The organism is Streptomyces qaidamensis (genome assembly GCF_001611795.1).
GTDB lineage: Bacteria > Actinomycetota > Actinomycetes > Streptomycetales > Streptomycetaceae > Streptomyces > Streptomyces qaidamensis.
Genome location: NZ_CP015098.1, coordinates 6,618,185 through 6,639,273, shown reverse-complemented (window position 1 = coordinate 6,639,273; position 21,089 = coordinate 6,618,185). Strand labels below are relative to the sequence as shown.

The 21,089-nt window shown below is 70.4% G+C and carries 23 protein-coding genes; 12 read left to right on the top strand and 11 right to left on the bottom strand.

Features of this window, described 5'->3' with window-relative positions; genetic code table 11:
- Window positions 1-34: 34 nt before the first annotated feature.
- The 4 genes from A4E84_RS29555 to A4E84_RS29540 all read right to left on the bottom strand — a co-directional run bounded on the left by A4E84_RS29555 (window position 35) and on the right by A4E84_RS29540 (window position 4,004).
- Entirely contained in the window at window positions 35-748 is a 714-nt protein-coding gene (locus A4E84_RS29555) for a class III extradiol dioxygenase subunit B-like domain-containing protein (RefSeq protein ID WP_062929445.1), read from the bottom strand.
- Window positions 749-806: 58 nt separating this feature from the next.
- The gene (gene miaB / locus A4E84_RS29550; protein ID WP_062929444.1) at window positions 807-2,321 is read right to left on the bottom strand and encodes a tRNA (N6-isopentenyl adenosine(37)-C2)-methylthiotransferase MiaB; all 1,515 of its coding nucleotides are present in this window, start codon (window positions 2,319-2,321) and stop codon (window positions 807-809) included.
- Between the two features lie 64 nt (window positions 2,322-2,385).
- Entirely contained in the window at window positions 2,386-3,039 is a 654-nt protein-coding gene (locus A4E84_RS29545; protein ID WP_062929443.1) for a response regulator, read from the bottom strand.
- A complete protein-coding gene (locus A4E84_RS29540; RefSeq protein WP_237305017.1) occupies window positions 3,039-4,004 on the bottom strand; it encodes a sensor histidine kinase in 966 nt (321 codons plus the stop codon). The genes A4E84_RS29545 and A4E84_RS29540 overlap by 1 nt, the downstream gene beginning before the upstream one ends.
- Before the next feature lie 206 nt (window positions 4,005-4,210).
- Here A4E84_RS29540 and A4E84_RS29535 point away from each other — a divergent pair, with 206 nt between their 5' ends.
- Window positions 4,211-4,696, top strand: a complete 486-nt coding sequence (locus tag A4E84_RS29535; protein ID WP_062929441.1) for a cation:proton antiporter regulatory subunit — start codon at window positions 4,211-4,213, stop codon at window positions 4,694-4,696.
- A 4-nt stretch (window positions 4,697-4,700) separates the two neighbouring features.
- On the top strand, window positions 4,701-5,918 hold the full coding sequence (locus A4E84_RS29530; protein WP_062929440.1) for a cation:proton antiporter: 1,218 nt from the start codon (window positions 4,701-4,703) through the stop codon (window positions 5,916-5,918).
- 40 nt (window positions 5,919-5,958) lie between these two features.
- Here the strand turns inward: A4E84_RS29530 and A4E84_RS29525 are convergent, their stop codons facing one another.
- Window positions 5,959-6,366 (bottom strand): pyrophosphohydrolase domain-containing protein, encoded by a 408-nt coding sequence (locus A4E84_RS29525; RefSeq protein WP_062929439.1) that lies wholly within the window; start codon window positions 6,364-6,366, stop codon window positions 5,959-5,961.
- A gap of 96 nt (window positions 6,367-6,462) precedes the next feature.
- Here A4E84_RS29525 and A4E84_RS29520 point away from each other — a divergent pair, with 96 nt between their 5' ends.
- On the top strand, window positions 6,463-7,464 hold the full coding sequence (locus tag A4E84_RS29520; protein WP_062929438.1) for a TAXI family TRAP transporter solute-binding subunit: 1,002 nt from the start codon (window positions 6,463-6,465) through the stop codon (window positions 7,462-7,464).
- 30 nt (window positions 7,465-7,494) lie between these two features.
- On the opposite strand, the gene A4E84_RS29515 is transcribed toward A4E84_RS29520, so the two are convergent.
- Both A4E84_RS29515 and A4E84_RS29510 read right to left on the bottom strand, forming a co-directional pair.
- Window positions 7,495-8,901: a sensor histidine kinase gene (locus A4E84_RS29515; protein WP_062929437.1), complete on the bottom strand. Its 1,407-nt coding sequence runs from the start codon at window positions 8,899-8,901 to the stop codon at window positions 7,495-7,497.
- Window positions 8,902-8,910: 9 nt separating this feature from the next.
- Complete coding sequence (locus tag A4E84_RS29510) at window positions 8,911-9,597, bottom strand: response regulator transcription factor (RefSeq protein ID WP_062929436.1); 687 nt, start codon at window positions 9,595-9,597, stop codon at window positions 8,911-8,913.
- A gap of 291 nt (window positions 9,598-9,888) precedes the next feature.
- On the opposite strand from A4E84_RS29510, the gene A4E84_RS29505 reads away from it, so the two are divergent.
- The 8 genes from A4E84_RS29505 to A4E84_RS29475 all read left to right on the top strand — a co-directional run bounded on the left by A4E84_RS29505 (window position 9,889) and on the right by A4E84_RS29475 (window position 16,447).
- On the top strand, window positions 9,889-10,665 hold the full coding sequence (locus A4E84_RS29505) for an amino acid ABC transporter ATP-binding protein (protein ID WP_062929435.1): 777 nt from the start codon (window positions 9,889-9,891) through the stop codon (window positions 10,663-10,665).
- 75 nt (window positions 10,666-10,740) lie between these two features.
- Window positions 10,741-11,586 carry a glutamate ABC transporter substrate-binding protein gene (locus A4E84_RS29500; RefSeq protein WP_174569470.1) on the top strand — a complete coding sequence of 282 codons (846 nt, stop codon included), beginning with the start codon at window positions 10,741-10,743 and terminating at the stop codon, window positions 11,584-11,586.
- A 132-nt stretch (window positions 11,587-11,718) separates the two neighbouring features.
- Window positions 11,719-12,393, top strand: coding sequence for an amino acid ABC transporter permease (locus tag A4E84_RS29495; protein ID WP_062929433.1), 675 nt, complete (start codon window positions 11,719-11,721; stop codon window positions 12,391-12,393).
- Window positions 12,390-13,298, top strand: a complete 909-nt coding sequence (locus A4E84_RS29490) for an amino acid ABC transporter permease (protein ID WP_062929432.1) — start codon at window positions 12,390-12,392, stop codon at window positions 13,296-13,298. The genes A4E84_RS29495 and A4E84_RS29490 overlap by 4 nt, the downstream gene beginning before the upstream one ends.
- A gap of 279 nt (window positions 13,299-13,577) precedes the next feature.
- Complete coding sequence (locus tag A4E84_RS29485; protein WP_062929431.1) at window positions 13,578-15,185, top strand: FAD-dependent monooxygenase; 1,608 nt, start codon at window positions 13,578-13,580, stop codon at window positions 15,183-15,185.
- Between the two features lie 33 nt (window positions 15,186-15,218).
- Entirely contained in the window at window positions 15,219-15,365 is a 147-nt protein-coding gene (locus A4E84_RS45840; protein WP_418082226.1) for a putative leader peptide, read from the top strand.
- A gap of 99 nt (window positions 15,366-15,464) precedes the next feature.
- Window positions 15,465-16,031 carry a cupin domain-containing protein gene (locus A4E84_RS29480; RefSeq protein WP_062929430.1) on the top strand — a complete coding sequence of 189 codons (567 nt, stop codon included), beginning with the start codon at window positions 15,465-15,467 and terminating at the stop codon, window positions 16,029-16,031.
- Window positions 16,028-16,447, top strand: a complete 420-nt coding sequence (locus tag A4E84_RS29475) for a rhodanese-like domain-containing protein (RefSeq protein ID WP_237305016.1) — start codon at window positions 16,028-16,030, stop codon at window positions 16,445-16,447. The genes A4E84_RS29480 and A4E84_RS29475 overlap by 4 nt, the downstream gene beginning before the upstream one ends.
- A 78-nt stretch (window positions 16,448-16,525) precedes the next feature.
- Here the strand turns inward: A4E84_RS29475 and recX are convergent, their stop codons facing one another.
- Window positions 16,526-17,344, bottom strand: coding sequence for a recombination regulator RecX (gene recX / locus A4E84_RS29470; protein WP_062929429.1), 819 nt, complete (start codon window positions 17,342-17,344; stop codon window positions 16,526-16,528).
- A 3-nt stretch (window positions 17,345-17,347) separates the two neighbouring features.
- Entirely contained in the window at window positions 17,348-18,472 is a 1,125-nt protein-coding gene (gene recA / locus A4E84_RS29465; protein ID WP_062929428.1) for a recombinase RecA, read from the bottom strand.
- Between the two features lie 310 nt (window positions 18,473-18,782).
- Between recA and A4E84_RS29460 the strand changes: the two genes are divergently transcribed.
- Window positions 18,783-19,337: a hypothetical protein gene (locus tag A4E84_RS29460; protein WP_062929427.1), complete on the top strand. Its 555-nt coding sequence runs from the start codon at window positions 18,783-18,785 to the stop codon at window positions 19,335-19,337.
- Window positions 19,338-19,358: 21 nt separating this feature from the next.
- Here A4E84_RS29460 and A4E84_RS29455 read toward each other — a convergent pair whose 3' ends face one another.
- Together A4E84_RS29455 and A4E84_RS29450 are read right to left on the bottom strand one after the other, a co-directional pair.
- Window positions 19,359-20,624 carry an AI-2E family transporter gene (locus tag A4E84_RS29455; RefSeq protein ID WP_079129410.1) on the bottom strand — a complete coding sequence of 422 codons (1,266 nt, stop codon included), beginning with the start codon at window positions 20,622-20,624 and terminating at the stop codon, window positions 19,359-19,361.
- A gap of 236 nt (window positions 20,625-20,860) precedes the next feature.
- On the bottom strand, window positions 20,861-21,055 hold the full coding sequence (locus tag A4E84_RS29450) for a DUF3046 domain-containing protein (protein ID WP_033308279.1): 195 nt from the start codon (window positions 21,053-21,055) through the stop codon (window positions 20,861-20,863).
- Between the last annotated feature and the right edge of the window lie 34 nt (window positions 21,056-21,089).

Here is a 21,089-nt window from a genome sequence, read left to right as displayed (position 1 = left end):
CGCTGTTCGCTGCCCTGTCGGCCGGCCTCCCGCTCTACGACCAGCTGGCGACGATGTACCCCACGCCGTACGGAGCGTCCTCGTAGAGCAGCGATGCGCCGAGGTCCGCGCCCTCGGCCGCGCCCGCCAGGACCTGCCAGGGGGCCCGGCCGGACGCCTTCAGCTCGTGGGCCAGCCCGGTGTCGAGCGCGCTGAGCGCGGCCACGTCCGCCGCACCGAGTGCCCGTGCGACCTCCGCGTCGAACGGGGCCGCCCGTTCGTCCAGATAGCCCGGAGCCTTGAGCGTCCGGCACGCGCTGGCGTCCCCCATCACCAGCAGGGCCACTCGTTCGTCCCGGGCGGCGATGTCCCTTCCGGTGTCCGCGCACAGCTCGGGCGGGTACGACTCCCCAACCCCGAGGCCCTCGACCGGGGCGTCGGACCACCCGGTCCGCTCCAGCAGCCAGGCCGCCACCGCCAGCGCGTACGGCAGTCGCGGTCGCGGGTCCGCGCCCTCGGCCGCTCCCAGCCGTACATCGAGGCCGACGCCGAAGCCCCGGAAGGACCCCGCCGTTCCCTCCGGGTACGCCTCCGGCTCTGCGCCGTCCACCGGGCCGACGACCACGAGTCGGCCGGGTCGGGCGGCGGCGAGCACGCCCAGCGCGTCCGCGCAGGCGTCCCGCGCGGCGTCCAGTTCCGGGGCGGCGCCCGCGGCGACCTCGGGCACCAGCAGGGGCGGGCAGGGGCAGACAGCGGCGGCGACAAGCATGATCGGCAGAGTAACTCTCAGGAGCCGCTGCCACCGCACAGGGCGGCAGCGGTCCGGGTCAGTCGCAGCCGCACCCGCTCGCCACGGCCGACAGGGGCTCGGGGGCGCCGATCTTCGGCAGTCCCAGCATCACCCCGGCGGGCTTGGCCTTCTCGGCCGCGTTCCGCTTCTCCCAGGCGTCGCCCGCGCGCGTACGGCGCACGTCCAGCACGGTCCCCTCGGCCAGGAGGTGGTGCGGGGCGGCGTAGGTGATCTCGACGGTGACCACGTCGCCGGGGCGGACCTCCTGGTCCGGCTTGGTGAAGTGGACCAGGCGGTTGTCCGGGGCGCGGCCGGACAGGCGGTGGGTGGTGTCGTCCTTGCGGCCCTCACCCTCGGCGACCATCAGCTCCAGTGTGCGGCCGACCTGCTTCTTGTTCTCCTCCCAGGAGATCTCCTCCTGGAGGGCGACGAGCCGCTCGTAGCGCTCCTGGACGACCTTCTTGGGGATCTGTCCGTCCATCTCGGCGGCCGGGGTGCCGGGGCGCTTGGAGTACTGGAAGGTGAAGGCCTGGGCGAAGCGAGCCTCGCGCACCACGTGCAGCGTCTGCTCGAAGTCCTCCTCGGTCTCGCCGGGGAAGCCCACGATGATGTCCGTGCTGATCGCGGCGTGCGGGATGGCGGCGCGGACCTTCTCGATGATGCCCAGGAAGCGCTCCTGGCGGTAGGAGCGGCGCATCGCCTTCAGGACCGGGTCGGAGCCGGACTGGAGCGGCATGTGCAGCTGCGGCATCACGTTCGGCGTCTCGGCCATGGCGGCGATGACGTCGTCGGTGAAGTCCCGCGGGTGCGGGGAGGTGAAACGGACGCGCTCCAGCCCGTCGATCTTCCCGCAGGCCCGCAGCAGCTTGCTGAAGGCCTCGCGGTCGCCGATGTCAGAGCCGTACGCGTTGACGTTCTGGCCGAGCAGCGTGATCTCGGAGACACCCTCGGCCACCAGGGCCTCGATCTCGGCGAGGATGTCGCCGGGGCGGCGGTCCTTCTCCTTGCCGCGCAGGGCCGGGACGATGCAGAAGGTGCAGGTGTTGTTGCAGCCGACGGAGATGGAGACCCAGGCCGCGTAGGCGCTCTCGCGGCGGGTGGGCAGCGTCGAGGGGAACGCCTCCAGCGACTCGGCGATCTCGACCTGCGCCTCCTCCTGCACGCGGGCGCGCTCCAGCAGGACGGGCAGCTTGCCGATGTTGTGCGTGCCGAAGACGACGTCCACCCAGGGCGCCCGCTTCACGATGGTGTCGCGGTCCTTCTGCGCGAGGCAGCCGCCGACCGCGATCTGCATGCCGGGGCGGCTCGCCTTCTTCGGGGCGAGGTGGCCGAGGTTGCCGTACAGCTTGTTGTCGGCGTTCTCACGCACGGCGCAGGTGTTGAAGACGACGACGTCCGCCCCGTCGGCGCCCTCGGGGGCGCGGACGTAACCCGCGTCCTCCAGCAGTCCGGACAACCGCTCGGAGTCGTGGACGTTCATCTGGCACCCGTAGGTGCGTACCTCGTATGTGCGCGTGCCGCCCACTGACTGGCTCCGGTCGATGCTGCTCATGGGGACAAGGGTAGGCGGTCGGCGAAAGTGGCTCGGCCGCCTGTGGACAACCGCCGCCCCGGCCTCAGGGCTCGATGAGTCCCGCCCTGATCGCGTAGCGGGTCAGCTCCAGGCGGTCACGCATGCCGAGCTTCTGGAGGAGGTTGGCACGGTGGCGCTCGACCGTCTTGGCGCTGATGAAGAGGAGTTCGCCGATCTCCTTCGAGGTGTGGCCCTCGGCCACCAGCTTGAGGATCTCCTCCTCGCGTTCGGTGATGGCCCTCTCGGGCAGGCCGTCGCCCCGGTGCAGCCGCTCCAGGTAGGAGCGGACGAGGGCGCGTTCGGCGCCGGGGTAGATGAACGGCTCGTCGCGCACGGCCGCCCGGCAGGCCTCGACCAGGTCGCGGTCCGCGACGGACTTGAGGACGTAGCCGCTGGCCCCGGCCCTGAGCGCCTCGAAGAAGTACTCCTCGTTGTCGTACATGGTCAGGATCAGGATGTGCAGGCCGGGCAGCCGGCGGGAGAGTTCCCGGGCCGCCTGGAGGCCGGTCATGCGGGGCATGGCCACGTCCAGGACGGCCAGGTCGACGGCGGTCTCGCGGGCGCGTGCGACGGCCTCGGCCCCGTCGCCGGCCTCGGCGACGACCGTCAGGTCAGGTTCCCCGTCCAGGATGAGGCGCACGCCCCGGCGTACGAGGGTGTGGTCGTCGGCGAGCAGGACGCGGACCGGCGTGGACATCAGCGGGGTCCTTCCGTCGCCGGTACGCCTGTTGTCACCGGTATGCGCAGCCGTACGTCGGTGCCCCCGCCCGGGGCCGGTTCCAGGGCCAGGGCGGCGCCGATCAGCAGGGCGCGTTCGCGCATGCCCGTGATGCCGGCGCCCTCGACGGCGTGGCCGAGGCCCGTGCCGTTGTCCCGGACGAGGAGTTCGACGCCGCCGGGGACCGGCTGGAGGCGGAGTTCGGCGCGGTCGGCCGCGGCGTGCCGGGCGGTGTTGGTCAGCCCCTCCTGGGCGACCCGGTAGACGACGAGTTCCGCTTCCGGGGTCAGGGCGGGCAGATCGCCGGTGACGTGGTGGCGCACGGTCAGCCCGTGGGTCGTGAACTCGCCGGCGAGCGAGCGCAGGGCGCTGGCCAGCCCGAGTTCCTCCAGGACACCGGGGCGCAGCCGGCGGGCGATCCGGCGGATCTCGTCCAGGCCGGCCCGGGTCGCCTCCTGCGCCTGGCCGACCTCCTCGCGAAGGCCCTCGGGCGCCCGGTCGGCGACGCGCTTGAGCTGGAGGAGGACGGCGGTCAGGGTCTGCCCGACCTCGTCGTGGAGCTCGCGTGCGATCCGGTGCCGTTCGCTCTCCTGTGCGGACAGGGCCCGCGCGGCGCCCGCGGCCCGTTCGGCCTCCAGCCGGTCGAGCATGGTGTTGTACGTGGTGATCAGCCCGGCCGTCTCAGCCGGTCCCGCGACCACCGGCCGGGAGCCCGGACGCAGCAGGTCCGCGGTGGCCATGGCCCGGTCCAGCCGCTGCAGGGGCACCAGGCCGAACCGCAGCACGAGTGCGTTGCCCGCGAGCAGCACCACCAGGCCGCAGAGCAGGACTAGGGCCTCGCCCGCGAGAACGGGTGTGGACACGGTGACCGGGCCGAGCAGCAACGCCGTGGCCACGACCAGGCCGGCGGCGTTGAGCGAGAAGATCCGCCAGAACAACGACACGCTTCCGGATCCGCTCCTCCCCGCCTTCGCACCCTGCACGGCCCCCTCCACCCTCTCCGGCGGCCGGCCGCTGCGTATATCCGTCACGACACCCATGTCGCCACCGTACGACCGGATGGGAGCATGCGGACTTGACCCGTTCGATGATCGAGACCGTTCAGCAGACCGACCATGCACGACAAACAAGACGAACAAGGGGAAGTAACGTGTCAGCTCCGCGCCTGAGGGCGACGCCGCTGCCGGGTATCGGGGTCCAGTACGACCTGGAGACCCGTGAACACCGGCATCTGTCGGTGGTGGCACACCGCGACGGCACGCGCACGGTGAACGTGTACCGGCCCGACGACCCCGACTCCTGCGCCCAGTCCCTGAAGCTGACCAGCTCGGAGGCGGGGTCGCTGATCGACGCGCTGAAGCCGTCCCACCACAGCCCGAGCCTGCTGTACACCACGGATCTGGGACTGGTCGCCGAGCGGATCGAGGTGGCCGCGACCTCGCGCTGGAACGGGCGGCTGCTGGGCGACATGCGGATGCGGACGGAGACGGGCGCCTCGGTGGTGGCCGTGCTGCGCCGGGCCGAGGCCATCCCGTCGCCCGCGCCGGACTTCCGGCTGGCCGGTGGTGACACCCTGATCGTCGTCGGGACCCGTGAGGGTGTCGACGCGGCCGCGACCATACTCGAGCGGGAGTGAGCCGTTGCACTCCGCGGTTCTGCTCATCGAGTTCGGTTCCATCATTCTCGGCCTCGGCCTGCTGGGCCGGTTCGCCGGCCGCTTCCAGCTCTCGCCGATACCCCTCTACCTCCTGGCCGGTCTGGCCTTCGGTGAGGGCGGTCTGCTGCCGCTGGGCGCGAGCGAGGAGTTCGTCGCCATCGGCGCGGAGATCGGCGTCATCCTCCTGCTGCTGATGCTGGGCCTGGAGTACACGGCGACCGACCTGGTCTCCAACCTCAAGACCCACTACCCCTCCGGTCTGGTCGACTGCGCCCTCAACGCGCTGCCCGGCGCTGCCGTGGCGCTGCTGCTCGGCTGGGGTCCGGTGGCCGCCGTCGTACTGGCCGGTGTCACGTGGATCTCGTCGTCCGGTGTGATCGCGAAGGTACTGGGCGACCTGGGCCGGGTCGGCAACCGGGAGACGCCGGTCATCCTCAGTGTGCTGGTGCTGGAGGATCTGGCGATGGCGGTGTACCTGCCCATCGTCACGGCGCTGGTGGCGGGCGTCGGGCTGATGGCCGGGAGCGTGACCCTGGCGATCGCGCTGGGCGCGGCGGGGCTCGTGCTGTTCCTGGCCGTGCGCTACGGCAGGCTCATCTCGCGGTTCGTCTCCAGCGACGACCCGGAGAAGCTGCTGCTGGTCGTGCTGGGTCTGACGATCCTGGTCGCGGGTGTCGCGCAGCAGCTCCAGGTCTCCGCGGCGGTGGGGGCCTTCCTGGTGGGCATCGCGCTGTCGGGGGAGGTCGCGGAGGGTGCGCACACCTTGCTGAGCCCCCTGCGTGACCTGTTCGCGGCGGTCTTCTTCGTCTTCTTCGGGCTGCACACCGACCCGTCGAGCATCCCGCCCGTCCTGCTGCCGGCCCTCGGACTGGCCGTCGTCACCGCGCTGACGAAGATCGCCACCGGATACTGGGCGGCCCGGCGGGCCGGGATCTCCGTGAAGGGTCGCTGGCGGGCGGGCGGCGCGCTGGTGGCCCGCGGTGAGTTCTCCATCGTCATCGCCGGCCTGGCGGTCGCGGCCGGGATCGAACCGTCCCTAGGCCCGCTGGCCACGGCCTACGTCCTGATCCTGGTCGTTCTGGGCCCGCTCACCGCGCGCTACACCGAGCCGGTGGCGACCTGGTGGGCCCGGCGACGCGAGCCCAGCCGCCCCGAGCCCGCACCCCGGGCGGCCGAGGCCGAGGCACCGGTCGCCGACTGAGGAGGCGGTGGGCCGGGCGGCCCGGAGCGTGACCCCCTGGTCAGGCGCCCCCGCCCGGCACCCACCCCTGTCCGCGCAGCACCCCCCGTACGTCCGGCGCCTCGTAGTGCTCCCCCTTGAGGACCTTGCCGTCCTCGCGGCGGGAGACGGAGCCGTCGGGGCCGATCTTCGTCATGTTGGAGCGGTGGATCTCGGCGAGCACCGCGTCCAGGTCGATGCCGTGCACGAGGGCGGTGCCGTACGCGACGTAGACCACGTCCGCCAGTTCGTGCGCGAGCCGGTCGAGCGGACCCCGCACCGACACCTCGGCGACCTCCCGGGCCTCCTCCGCGAGAAGCTCACCCCGGTGGGCCGCCAGTTCCGGGGAGACCTCCGTGGGCGTGCTGCGGGCGTCCAGGCCGAAGGCCAGGTGGAACGCACGGACCAGGTCGGCGGGCGAAGAGCTCATGGGGGCGACTGTAGTGGCGACCACTGACAGTCCCCCGCCCCGCCCCTGTGACCCCTGCCCTGGTCAGCGGGCACCCCGGCTGGCAGGATCGCCCGCATGTCCAGAACGCTCCCCCCTGTCGGCAGGCGCCGGGCCCTGCTGGGCGGCACCGCCGCCCTCGTGGTCCTCGGCCTGCTGCTGTGGTGGCTGCGTCCCTGGGCGCAGGAGCCGCCGAGCGGGACGATCACGTTCAGCACGGGCACCCGCGCCGGGGTCTACCACGAGTACGGCGAACTCCTGCGCAACGAGATCGACAAGGACATGCCCGACCTGAAGGTGCGGCTGCTGACCAGCGCCGGCTCGCAGGAGAACGTCGCCGACGTGGCGAGCGGCGATTCCGACTTCGCGATCGCCGCCGCCGACGCGGTCGCCACGTACAAGCTCGACAACAGCCCGGGGGCCGACCGGCTGCGCGGCGTCGCCCGCCTGTACGACGACTACGTCCAGCTCGTCGTGCCGCCCGACTCGGACATCCGCTCCGTCGCCGACCTGCGGGGCAAGCGCGTGGCCATAGGGCTGCCCGACTCCGGCGTGCGGCTGATAGCCAAGGGTGTGCTCAAGGCGGCCGGCATCGACCCGGAGAAGGACATCGAGCCGTCCTCGGACGGCATCGACACCGGACCCAAGCGCCTGGGGCACGGCCTCGATGCGTTCTTCTGGTCGGGCGGACTGCCCACGGACGGTCTCAGCCGCCTGGCCAACAAGTCGGCATCGGCCTTCCGGTTCGTGCCCATCGACGCCACGCTCGTGGCCAAGCTGCACGACCAGGGCGGTGCCACGCGCTACTACCGCGCCACGAAGATGCCGGAATCGGCCTACCCCTCCATCCAGCGCGGCAAGCCGGTCCCCACTCTCGCCGTGTCCAACCTGCTGGTCACCCGCAGCGACATGGATCCCCGGCTCACCGAGTGGCTGACCCGTACGGTGCTGGACAGCCGGGACCTCATCGGGGCGACCGTCCACTCCGCCCAGCTGGTCGACGTCCGCACGGCGATCTACACCGACCCGCTGCAACTGCATGCCGGTGCCCAGCGCTACTACCAGTCGGTCAAGCCGTAGCGCCCGGCCTCTCCCGATCCTCGCCCTTTGTCAGGCCGTAGGCGCCGACCGCGGCACCGCCACCGTCACCTTCAGCCCGTGCGGCTCGTGTCGGTCGTACGTGATCGAACCGCCGCCCGCCGCGAGCAGCGCCCGGGAGATGGACAGCCCGAGACCCGAGCCCTTGATGTTCTGATGCCGGCCGCTGCGCCAGAAGCGGTCGCCGACGCGGGCCAGTTCCTCGTCGGTGAGGCCGGGGCCGTGGTCGGTGACGACGACGGTGGTGGTGTCGCCGTGGGAGGCGACGCTCACCTCGACGCTCTCGTCCTCGGGCGTGAACTTCACCGCGTTGTCGATGACCGCGTCCAGCGCGCTGGACAGGGCGACCGGGTCGGCCCACGCGGTCGTCGGCGGGCAGTCCCCCACCAGACGCACCCCCTTGGCCTCGGCGGTGGGCGTCCAGGCCGCGAGACGTTCGGCGGCGAGCTCGCCGATGTCGGTGATCTTCAGATCCGCCTCGGTGTGCTCGGCCAGCGCCAGGTCGAGCAGGTCGTCCAGGACCTGCGCGAGACGCTTGCCCTCGGCTTGCACCGAGGCGATCTCCTTGTTGCCCTCGGGCAGCTCGAAGGAGAGCAGCTCGATGCGCAGCAGCAGCGCCGCGAGGGGGTTGCGCAGCTGGTGCGAGGCGTCGGCGACGAAGGCGCGCTGCTGCTCCAGCACGTCCTCGACGTTGTCGGCCATCTCGTTGAACGACCTTGCCAGGCGCTGGAGTTCCGGCGGCCCGCCGGCGGCTGCGACCCGGGACTTGAGCCGCCCGGTGGCGATGTCGTGGGTGGTGGCGTCCAGGACCCGTACGGGCTTGAGCACCCAGCCGGTCAGCCGCAGGGCGGCACCGACGGCCAGCAGCATCGCGGCGAACTCACCCGTGGCGATGACCAGCCAGCCGTGCAGCGTGCGCGAGCGCATCTGTCCGGTGGGCGAGTCGGTGACGACGACCGCGACGACGTCCCCGTCCCGGATGACCGGCGAGGCCACCACGAGGTTGCGGCGCTGCCAGGGCCACACCTGCTTCGGATCGTGGCTGCGGCGGCTGAGCTTCGCCTCGGAGAAGGCGTCCCAGACCTCGCCCTCCCTCGGCAGGGACCAGTCGGCCGGGGCGTGGGCCATGGCCACGCCGGTGCGGTAGAAGACACCGGAGCGGATGCCGTAGACCTCGTAGTAGCTGCGCAGCTCGCTGCTGAGGGTGGCCAGCCGCTCGTTCTCGAACGCGCCGGTGGTCCCGTCGGGCGAGTCGGTGACGAACTGCGCGAGGGCCGCGAAGCGGGCCGTGTCGTCGATGCGGTCGACGACGACCTTCTGCTGCTGCGCGCCCGCGAGGCTGACGGCGAGCGGGATGCCGAGGGCGAGCAGCACGGCGGCCATCAGGATGATGAGCAGCGGGAGCAGACGAGTGCGCACCCGGCCCCGCTAACCGGCAGGCGCGACGAGCCGGTAGCCGACCCCGCGTACGGTCTCGATGAGGGCCGGCATCCGCAGCTTGGCGCGCAGGGACGCGACATGCACCTCCAGGGTGCGCCCGGTCCCTTCCCAGCTGGTCCGCCACACCTCGCTGATGATCTGCTCCCGGCGGAAGACCACCCCGGGCCGCTGCGCGAGGAGGGCCAGCAGGTCGAACTCCTTGCGGGTCAGCTGCACCACCGACCCGTCCACACTGACCCGGCGGGTGGGCAGCTCGATGTGCACCGGGCCGAGCCGCAGCTCGGTCTCGATGCCGCTGGAGGTGTCCTCGTGGGAGGTCCGCCGGCTGACCGCGTGGATGCGGGCGAGCAGTTCCCCGGTGTCGTAGGGCTTCACCACGTAGTCGTCGGCGCCGAGGTTGAGGCCGTGGATGCGGGAGCGCACGTCGGAGCGCGCGGTGACCATGATCACCGGGGTGCTGGTGCGCTTGCGGATCTTGCCGCAGACCTCGTATCCGTCCTGGTCGGGCAGGCCGAGGTCGAGGAGGACGACGCCGAAGCAGTCGACCTCCGGGACGAGTGCCTGGAGGGCCTCCTCACCGCTGCGCGCGTGGGTGACGTCGAACCCGTGCCGCGCCAGAACCGCCGACAGGGCGGCGGCGACGTGGTTGTCGTCCTCGACGAGCAGCAGTCTCACGTGGGCCCCCTTCGGTTCACTGGCCGTACGATCTGAATGTGTACAAAAAACGTGTGCACGCGCGCGCGTGCACCTTGTGCAGTCACGCTGATGGATGAGGACGGCGTCAAGAGGGTTCCGGTTGCGGACCGCTTCCGTTACCCGGCTGGTATGAGCGCCGCTCCCAAGTGCTACGACACGTGTCCGATTGCTATCGGATCGTGATGCTCAGATTCCCCTCAGATGTAATGACGCAGGTCGTACGGGGTCACTACTGTCCTCCGAAACCGAGGAGGACGGAGCCTGAGAGCGATGACCGAAGTATCGGTGGCCAAGGAAGATGTGGCCGCGACCGGAGAACTGGTCGTCCTGAAGAGCGTCAACAAGCACTTCGGCGCGTTGCACGTACTCCAGGACATCGACCTGACGATCGCCCGCGGTGAAGTCGTCGTGGTCATCGGGCCCTCCGGGTCCGGCAAGTCCACCCTGTGCCGCACCATCAACCGCCTGGAGTCGACCGACTCCGGCACGATCACGATCGACGGCAAGCCGCTGCCCGCCGAGGGCAAGGCGCTCGCGAAGCTGCGCGCCGACGTCGGGATGGTCTTCCAGTCCTTCAACCTCTTCGCGCACAAGACCGTGCTCGAGAACGTGATGCTCGGCCAGATCAAGGTCCGCAAGAAGGACAAGAAGGCGGCCGAGGAGCGGGCCCGGGCCCTGCTCGACCGGGTCGGTGTGGGCGCGCAGGCCGAGAAGTACCCGGCTCAGCTCTCCGGCGGCCAGCAGCAGCGCGTCGCCATCGCACGGGCCCTGGCCATGGAGCCGAAGGTGATGCTCTTCGACGAGCCGACCTCCGCGCTCGACCCCGAGATGATCAACGAGGTGCTGGAGGTCATGCAGCAGCTCGCCCGCGACGGCATGACCATGATCGTCGTCACCCATGAGATGGGTTTCGCACGATCGGCTGCAAACCGCGTGGTGTTCATGGCGGACGGCCGAATCGTCGAGGAGGCTGCGCCCGACCAGTTCTTCAGCAATCCGCGCAGCGATCGTGCCAAGGACTTCCTTTCGAAGATCCTGCATCACTGACGGCGCGGGTCGCGTCCGAGGCGATCCGCGTCACCCGCAACGACGGTTTTCTCTTCACGGCAAAGGATGTTCACCATGAAGCTCCGCAAGGTCTCCGCTGCGGCCGCCACCGCTCTCGTCCTCGCTCTGACCGCCACCGCCTGTGGTGGCGACGACGGCGGTGACTCCAACGGCTCCGGCTCCGGCGGCGGCGACAAGATCAAGATCGGCATCAAGTACGACCAGCCCGGTCTGGGCCTGAAGGAGCCCGACGGTTCCTTCTCCGGCTTCGACGTGGACGTGGCGACGTACGTGGCCAAGGAACTGGGCTACGAGCCCAACCAGATCGAGTGGGTCGAGACCAAGAGCGCCGACCGTGAGAACGCGCTGTCCCGCGGCGACGTGAAGATGATCGCGGCCACGTACTCGATCACCGACGAGCGCAAGCAGAAGGTCGACTTCGCCGGTCCGTACCTGCTGGCCCACCAGGACCTGCTGGTGAAGGCAGACTCGGACATTAAGGAAGGCACCGACCTCAACGGCAAGAAGCTGTGCTCGGTGACTGGCTCCACCTCGGCTCAGAACGTCAAGAACGAGATCGCCCCGAAGGCTCAGTTGCAGGAGCTCGGCGGCTACTCGGAGTGCATCGCGGGCCTGCAGAGCGGTGCCCTCGACGCCGTGACCACGGACGACGCGATCCTCGCCGGCTTCGCGGCGCAGGACCAGTACAAGGGCCAGTTCAAGCTCACCGGACTGAAGCTCAGCAACGAGAACTACGGCATCGGTGTGAAGAAGGGCGCCACCGAGACCCTGAACAAGATCAACGACGCGCTGGAGAAGATGGTCAGCGACGGCGCCTGGGACACGGCCGTCGAGGACAACTTCGGACCTGCGAACTACAAGAACGAGGAAGCCCCGAAGATCGGTCAGATCGTCCAGTAACGCGGGACTCCGCCGACGCAGGATCCCCGCGATCACAGCGGGGATCCGCAGGCGCGCCGCCGCCCATCGCTTCTCCGGCGGCGGCGCGGCACGTCCGCCACCTAAGCCACACACCCGGAAGCGCGGGAGATCGTGTTCGACTTTCTTTCTGACTATGACAACCCGACCCTGCTGGGTGCCTTCTGGGTCACGGTGCAGCTCACCGTCTTCTCGGCCGTCGGCTCCCTGATCTGGGGCACCCTACTGGCGGCCATGCGGGTCAGCCCTGTCCCGCTCATGCGCGGCTTCGGCACCGCCTATGTGAACCTCGTCCGTAACATCCCCTTGACCGTTATCATCGTCTTCACCTCGCTGGGCCTCGCCAACATCTTCGGGGTGACGATGGGCACCGAGGAACTAAAGGTCAGAGCCTTCCGCCTGGCGGTCCTGGGCCTCGTCGCCTACACCGCGGCCTTCGTCTGCGAGGCCATCCGCTCCGGCATCAACACCGTGCCCGTCGGGCAGGCCGAGGCGGCACGGGCCATCGGGCTCAGCTTCAGCCAGGTATTGAGGCTCGTGGTACTGCCGCAGGCGTTCCGCTCCGTCATCGGACCGCTGGCCAACGTGCTCATCGCGTTGACCAAGAACACCACCGTGGCGGCCGCGATCGGCGTGGCGGAGGCCGCCCTCCTGATGAAGGAAATGATCGAGAACGAGGCACAGACGCTGCTCATCGGCGCGGTCTTCGCCTTCGGGTTCGTGGTACTGACCCTGCCCACCGGCCTGTTCCTCGGCTGGCTGAGCAAGCGACTGGCGGTGAAGCGATGACGTCCGTTCTCTACGACGCCCCCGGCCCGAAGGCCAAGCGGCGCAACGTGCTGTTCTCGGTGGTCTTCTTCGTCCTGCTCGCCCTGTTGCTGTGGTGGGTGTGGCAGACGCTGGACGACAAGGGCCAGCTGAAGTGGTCCCTGTGGGAGCCGTTCACCACGTCCGAGGCCTGGACGACCTACCTGCTGCCGGGACTGGCCGACACGCTGAAGGCCGCAGCTCTCGCCATGGTCATCGCCCTCCCTCTGGGCGCCGTCCTCGGCATCGCACGCATGTCCGACCACCGCTGGGTGCGCATCCCGGCCGGCGCGGTGGTCGAGTTCTTCCGGGCGATCCCGGTGCTGCTGCTGATGCTGTTCGCCAACGAGTTCTACGTCCGCTCCACGGGTATCCCCAGCGACGAGCGGCCTCTGTACGCGGTGGTCACCGGCCTGGTGCTCTACAACGCCTCGGTCCTCGCAGAGATCGTACGAGCCGGCATCTTGTCCCTGCCCAAGGGCCAGTCGGAAGCCGCCATGGCGATCGGCCTGCGCAAGAGCCAGACGATGTCGAGCATCCTGCTGCCGCAGGCCGTCACCGCGATGCTGCCCGCCATCGTCAGCCAGCTGGTCGTCATCGTGAAGGACACCGCGCTGGGCGGCGTGATGCTCGGGTTCACCGAGCTCCTCAACACGCGGAGCACCCTCGCGGCCAACTACGCGAACGTCATCCCCAGCTTCATCGTGGTGGCGGTCATCTTCATCGTGCTGAACTTCATCCTCACGTCCTTCGCCTCCTGGCTGGAGGGCAGGCTGCGCCGCAGCAAGCGGAGCACGGGTGCTGTTCTCGGTGCCGACAAGGTGGACGACGTGAACGCGGCCGAGGTGGGCGGCACCTACGGGACCGGTGCCGGCGGCTCCATCTGACAGCCCGACAACCTCTCCTTTTGTGGCCCGCCGGGTATCCGGCGGGCCACAATTGTGCCGGTGCAGAAGCCGGCCGCTGACCCCCTTCCCTGACACCCCCTCAAGTGACGAGCGTGTCGCCCCGCTACCCTTGTTGCGTTGCATGATCGCCACCAGCCCTCGTCACTTGACGCAAGCACCGGCAATGGGTTGCATACGTTCTGTGATCGTGCACCCTGCTCCAACTTCCTGTTCACCTACGTCTCTCAGGACACCACCGCGGGCAGGGGGCGCCACGCCGTGGACCCGGTGATCATCGTCGGAGCGGGGCCCGTCGGGCTCACGCTCGCCCTTGCACTGGCACGTCAGGAAGTCCCTTGCGTCGTCCTCGACGAGGGCCCGGGCAAGGACGAACCCCGGGCGGCACGCACCGTCGTCCTGCGCGAGGACACCGCCGCCCTCGTGGAACGACTGACCGGCATGCCGCTCGCCCGAGCCGGTGCGCGCTGGGCCGGATGGCGGTCGATGCGGCGCAAGCAGGTGATGCGCGAGATCGTCTTCGACGGCGCCGAGCCCGTTCCCCTGCACATCGCCCAGCACGTGCTGACCGGCGCTCTGCGCGCCGCCCTCACCGGCGAACGGCTCGTCAGAATCGCCGTGGAGAGCCGCCTCGACGGGATCGAGCAGGAGCCCTCCGGCGTCACCGCACACACTCGCGGTCCCAAGGGCACCTGGTGGCGCGGCAGTTTCCTGGTCGGCTGCGACGGCCCCCGCTCGACCGTGCGCAAGCTGCAGGACATCCGCTTCCCGGGCCGTACGGCGGTGGAACGTCACGCCGTCGCCGCGCTCCGTACGGAACTGCCCTGGCACGACGAGGCGTTGCTGCACCGCCTGCCGCCCTGGCGCATGTCCGGCCCCTCCGCCGGCGAAGTCACCGCCCGGCCACTGCCGGACGGCGTCTGGCGCCTGGACTGGCTCCTGCCGCCCGGCAAGGACCTGGTCACACCCGAACTGCTGCTCACCCGCATCCGGGAGACCCTGGCCGGCTGGGCGGGTGGCACGACCCCGCCGTACGAGCTGCTGGACACCGGAGTCCACACCGTCCACCACCGGCTGGCCCGCCGCTGGCGCGCCGACCGCGTTTTCCTCGCCGGGGACGCTGCCCACCTGCTCGGCGCGCTGGGCACCCACGGGCTGGACGAGGGCCTGCGGGACGCCGACAACCTCGCCTGGAAACTGGCCCTGGCCTGGCACCACGGCCCGCACGAAGCGCTCCTCGACAGCTACCAGACCGAACGCCGGGCGGTCGTCGCCGCCCGGCTCCGCGCCGCCGACCAGGCGCTGCCGCTGCTGCGCGGCGGTGCGGGGCTGCGCGCCGTCGTACCCGGCTCCTCCCGGGGCCACGACGCCCTCCTCACGGAGGGTCACCTGGGGCACGGCCAGCTCGGCGCGCCGGGGGCGTACGCCGACTCGCCGCTCGCGCCCCAACGCCTCGACGGGCAGATCCCGGTCGAGACACCGCTAGGCGCACCCGTCACCGACGTACGGGTCACCGCGGAGGACGGCACCTTCGTACGGCTACGGGACCGGCTCGGCCGCGGCGCGCTGCTCGTGGTGCTGATCGCGCCGGGCACGGGCGTCTGGGAACGCAAGCACTGGGTCGGCGCCGGCATCATGCCGCAGCTCGCGGCGGCGGTGACGGCACTGCCGCACCCCGCCGAACTGCTGGTCGCCGAGAGTTATCCGGGCGCGGCCGCGCACACGGTGCTTCTGGTGCGTCCCGACGGCCACCTCGTCACCGCGCTGGGCGGAGTGCGCCCGGCCGACCTGTACGCGGCGGCGGAGGCCACCGTGGGCGGGCCGCTGAAGGCGCAGGCAGAGGCCGGTGCTTCGGCAGGCTCGCACTGACATCGACCCCCCGGTGATCTGCTCACTGTCACGGTGCGTCCGCATGGTGACAGTGAGTTGACCCGTCCAGGCGGTCGTGGTGTACTCCGGTGCGTGACCGACACCTGTGTGCGCCTGTGGCGGAGGGTCCATATGGACCTCGTCCGCTATGCGGGCTGCGTGTGTCGACCGTCCTGCTGACTTCGCATTCCACTTCGCACGGTGCGCGCCGCGCTCTGGCCGCGTCGGCTTCCGCGCCTCCTTCGCGAACCCTCATCAGGACCCTCAGGACGGCAACCCGTGTCTGTATCCCCATCTGTATCCCCGTCTGTATCCCCATCTGCGGCCTCCTCCGCCTCCTCCTCCGCCGGTTCGGCTCCCACGCAGGCCGATCTCTACGACTTCGTCCGGCGCACGGCCGCCGACACCGAGCTGATCAACTCCCTGCCGCTCGACCCGGAGGGCCGCACCTGGGTGCGGCTGGACGGGCCGGGCGGCAGCGAGGCCTGGCTGATCGGCTGGCCGCCCGGCACGGGCACCGGCTGGCACGACCACGCCGACTCGGTCGGCGCCTTCCTGACCGCGTCGGGCGAGCTCAAGGAGAACTCGCTCGCCGCGCGGCTGCCCACCGACGGCTGGAAGACGCTGGAACTCACCGAGGACGTGGACCGGGAACGCCGGCTGCGGGCCGGCCAGGGCCGCGCTTTCGGCCGGCACCACGTGCACGAGGTGCTCAACGAGTCCCCCGACCTGCACGCGATCTCCGTCCACGCCTACTACCCGCCCCTGCCGCAGATCCGCCGCTACAGCCGCAGCGGTCCGGTCCTGCGCCTGGAGCAGGTCGAGCGCCCGGAGGACTGGCAGTGAGCGCCGGTCCCGCGCCGGCGAGCCGCGACCCCCAACAGCCCGTCGGCATCGACGCGTTGCTGGAGCGGGTCCGGGCGGGCTACGAGCGCATCGAACCGCAGGAGGCGCACGAGGCCGCCCGGGCCGGCGACGCGCTCCTGGTCGACATCCGCTACGCCGCCCTGCGCGAACGGGACGGCCTCATCCCTGGCGCCCTCGTCGTCGAGCGCAACGAACTGGAATGGCGCCTCGACCCCCAGGGCAGCCACCGTCTCCCCGAGGCCACCAGCCACGCCCTGCGCATCGTCGTGATCTGCAACGAGGGCTATGCGTCCAGTCTCGCGGCCCAGTCCTTGCACCAGCTGGGACTGCACCGGGCCACGGATCTGGTGGGCGGCTTCCAGGCATGGCGAGGGGCGGGGCTTCCGGTGGCGTGAGCCGGAGCCCCGGGAGCCGAGTCGTCGGTCGGCTGCCTGCCGCTGCTGCAGGCCGTCTTCAACACCGCCCCGCTCGGCTCAGAACCCCTCGTCCGCCAGAAACTCCGTGTCCTCGCCCTCTTCCTCCAGCGCCTGCCTCACCACGCGCAGCGCCATGCCCTCGGGGTAACCCTTGCGGGCGAGCATGCCCGCAAGGCGGCGGAGGCGTTTGTCGCGGTCGAGGCCGCGAGTGGAGCGGAGCTTGCGGTCGACGAGGTCCCGCGCGGTCGACTCCTCCTGCTCGGAGTCGAGCTGGGAGACGGCCTCGTCGATCAATGTGGAGTCGACGCCCTTGGTTCGCAGTTCCCGGGCGAGCGCACGCCGGGCCAGCCCCCGTCCGTGGTGACGTGATTCCACCCAGGCGTCCGCGAAGGCCCCGTCGTTGATGAGGCCGACCTCTTCGAACCGGGACAGCACCTCCTCGGCCGCGTCGTCCGGGATCTGCCGCTTGCGCAAGGCGTCGGCGAGTTGCTTACGGGTCCGCGGGGTCCCGGTGAGCAGGCGCAGGCAGATCGCCCGAGCCTGCTCGACCGGGTCCCCCGGAGGTGCCTCCCGCTCGGCCCTCGACGAGGAAGGGGCACCCCCGTCCTCGGCGTCAGGGGCCGTCTCGCCGAAGCCACGCCGACGACGACCGCGCCTGCCGCGTGGCCCGCCGTCACGCGAGCCGCTTCCAGGCGAGCCGCCCCCGTACGGCCCGGTGTCGTCCCCGTCTTCGTGCAGCCGGTCCCCCTCGGGGGGTGTTTCCCCGGAGCCGTCCTCCCTGCCCAGGGCTGAGCACATGTCGCCTCCGGTGCCCCTCCCCCGTGGGGCACCGGAGGCGGCGTACTCGTACTCCGCCCAGTCGGTTCGCCGTGTCACGGGTCAGCTCTTGGCTGCGGCGGCCTTGGACTTGGCGGTCTTGGCCGGTGCCGGGGCGGGGACAGCGGGTGCCGCGTCGTCCGGTGCGGAGACCGCGGCGTCCTTGCCCGGCTCGGCGGCCGGCTCCTCGGGGCGCACGCCGACGCCCAGCTTCTCCTTGATCTTCTTCTCGATCTCGTTGGCCAGGTCGGGGTTGTCCTTCAGGAAGTTGCGCGCGTTCTCCTTGCCCTGGCCGAGCTGGTCGCCCTCGTACGTGTACCAGGCGCCGGCCTTGCGGACGAAGCCGTGCTCCACACCCATGTCGATCAGGCCGCCCTCGCGGCTGATGCCGTGGCCGTAGAGGATGTCGAACTCGGCCTGCTTGAAGGGCGGCGCGACCTTGTTCTTGACGACCTTGCAGCGGGTGCGGTTGCCGACCGCGTCCGTGCCGTCCTTCAGGGTCTCGATGCGGCGGATGTCGATGCGCACCGAGGCGTAGAACTTGAGCGCCCGGCCGCCGGTCGTGGTCTCCGGGGAGCCGAACATCACGCCGATCTTCTCGCGGAGCTGGTTGATGAAGATCGCGGTGGTCTTGGACTGGTTGAGCGCGCTGGTGATCTTCCGCAGGGCCTGGCTCATCAGGCGGGCCTGCAGACCGACGTGGCTGTCGCCCATCTCGCCCTCGATCTCCGCACGCGGTACGAGCGCGGCGACGGAGTCGATGACGATGAGGTCGAGGGCGCCGGAGCGGACCAGCATGTCCACGATCTCCAGGGCCTGCTCACCATTGTCGGGCTGGGAGAGGATGAGGTTGTCGATGTCGACGCCGAGCTTCTTCGCGTACTCGGGGTCGAGTGCGTGCTCCGCGTCGACGAAGGCGACCTGGCCTCCGGCCTTCTGCGCGTTCGCCACCGCGTGCAGGGTCAGGGTGGTCTTACCGGAGGATTCCGGTCCGTAGATCTCGACGACACGGCCGCGGGGCAGGCCGCCCACGCCTAGGGCCACGTCCAGGGCGGTGGACCCGGTCGGGATGACCTCGATGGGCTCGTTGGTCCGATCGCCCATGCGCATGACCGCGCCCTTGCCGAATTGCCGTTCAATCTGTGCGAGTGCGGCATCCAGGGCCTTCTCGCGGTCGGTTCCTGCCATGGGTTCCACCCGATTTGCTTGAGTCGATCGCTTCACGTCAAAGACGCTAACGCCTGCCACTGACAATGCGCCCCGACGCACGTCCGGCCTGTGGATAACTCGGGCATTTACCTACCCAAAGTACGTCGAAATGCCCTTCGTTGAGCCTCGCCGGTGCCCCCATGAGAATGGATGTTCGATTTTCGTGTCAAGCGCACCCCTCGGCACGGCGCGTCCCGCACCACCGCACCCCACGGCCCGTGTCGGGTCTGCTCGTGCCGGAGTACCGTGTGCTTGCACAGACGATGCGCACACTCAAGGGGGAGATGGGATGTGCCGGATCACCGCGGCGGGCAAGGAAGCCGCCGTCGCACGGTTCCTGCAGGAGTTTCCGGAGGCACCGCACACCGGCCGGGATCACCCCGCACTGCGCGGCTGTGACGACATCGCCTGGGCAGACTTCCCCGGGTGCCCCACCGGGGTCCCCGCCCTCCTGCGCAGTCTGCTCGATCCCACCGCGGCCGCCGAGGCCGAGCGGGTGCTCTGCAACGTCCTGATGGACAGTGCCTTCGCCCTGGGCCCGGCCATGCCGGCAGCGCTTCCGTTCCTGCTCCGCCTCGCCGCCGATCCGGCGGTGCCGGTGCGGACCGAGCTGGTCGAGGTCCTGTTCGTCGTCGCGGAGCTCTCGCACCCCGTCGACGGAAGCAGTGAGCAGGCGATCCGGTTCCTGGGCAGCGACCGCGACCACCCGGAACGCGCACGATGCCGAGCCGTGTTCTCTGAGCATGCCGAAGTGGTGCGCGGTCTGCTGGACGACCGGTCACTGCCGGGCGGGCTCATCCCGCCCGACGAGCGGGCGAGCCTGTTGAAGGCCGCGGCCGCGTAGCAGCCGCGCGGTCCGTGCCGCTCAGGAAGAGCTCTCCCCCGAGCCCCCGCTCCCGGGCCAATCCGCCCCCGGCCGCCGTGCCCACAACCCCCTCGCCCGCGCGAGCATGCCCGCCCCGTCTCCCCGTCGGTGGTGGCCGTGCACCCGGGGATCGTCCGTGACGTCGTAGCGCCTGACATACGCCCCGAGGAACGCCTGGAGTGTGGCGATGGCAGGGATGGCAATGAGCGCACCGACGGCGCCGAGGAGGGCGGTGCCGGCGATGACCGAGCCGAAGGCGACGGCGGGGTGGATGTCGACGGTCTTGGAGGTCAGCTTGGGCTGCAGCACGTAGTTCTCGAACTGCTGGTAGATCACGACGAAGATCAGCACCCACAGCGCGTACCAGGGATCCACCGTGAACGCGATCAGCATGGGCAGGGCGCCCGCGAGGTACGTGCCGATGGTGGGGATGAACTGCGACACCAGGCCCACCCACACGGCGAGCACGGGCGCGTAGGGCACGTCCAGAGCCTGCAACAGGACGAAGTGCGCCGCACCGGAGATCAGCGCCATCAGGCCGCGGGAGTAGATGTAGCCGCCGGTCTTGTTCACGGCGATCTCCCACGCGCGCAGCACCTCCGCCTGGCGGGCGGGCGGCAGGACGGAGCAGATCGTGCGGCGCAGTCGCGGGCCGTCCGCGGCGAAGTAGAACGAGAACAGGGCGATCGTGAGCAACTGGAAGAGGCCCCCGATGACCTGGGCGGACACGTCCAGGACGCCGGTGGCGCTGTTCTGGACGTAGTTGCGCAGCCAGTCGGAGCGGAGCACGCCCTCCTGGATGTCAACACGTTTCAGGTCGGTCTTGAAGTGCGTGTTGATCCAGTTGATGACGGAGTCGAGGTACTCGGGGAAGCCCTCGATCAGCTTGATGATCTGGTCCGCGAGGACGGAACCGAGCACGGTGACGAAACCGGCCGACACGACCATCACGCCGATGAAGACGACGAACGCGGCGAACCCTCTGCGCATGCCTCGCGAGGCCATCCAGCTCACCGCGGGCTCGATGGCCAGGGCCAGGAAGAATGCGATGAGGATGTTGATCAGCAGGCCGGTGAGCTGGTGGAAGGCCCAGCTGCCCAGCTGGAACACGGCGACGAGGGCGAGCGCGAGCACCATGGCACGGGGCAGCCAGCGCGGCATGCGACCGTTCGCCCCGGCCCCGCCGACCGGGGGGCGAACAGGCGGCGTCGTGCCGGAAGCTGAGGACTGCTGGGCTGCCTGCCCGGTCTCGTCAGTGGGTGCCACGGTCCAAGTCTCGCCCACGCCCCCGACAGCCGTCTGCCCGCCCTGCGATCTTCGTGACCGGGCAGCGATGTCCGGCACCGGCCGACCGGTCCGGCTGCTGCTCCCGCCCGTCGGTCCAACACCTGACGCCTGACTCCTGCTGGCCCCGCCCATCGGCCCGACACCTGCCGGATGATGCTCCCGCCCGTCGGCCCGACACCTGTCGGCCGATGGTCCCCGGCGCTCGCCGGCAGCGGTCAGCGCCTCTCCCGGGGCACGTCCATCACCGAGCAGACCACCTGCCAGACCTCTTTGGCGCCCCAGCCGGCCTCCAGCGCCTCGTTCACCGTGCGCCCGCCCAGCTCGGACATCACGTGATCACGCGCGAAGGTTTCGGCGTAACCAGGACCGAAGTGCTCCGCCATTCGCTGCCAGAAGACCGTCAACCGCATGCCTCCAGTATCCCGCCCCTGGGGTGGGCCTGGG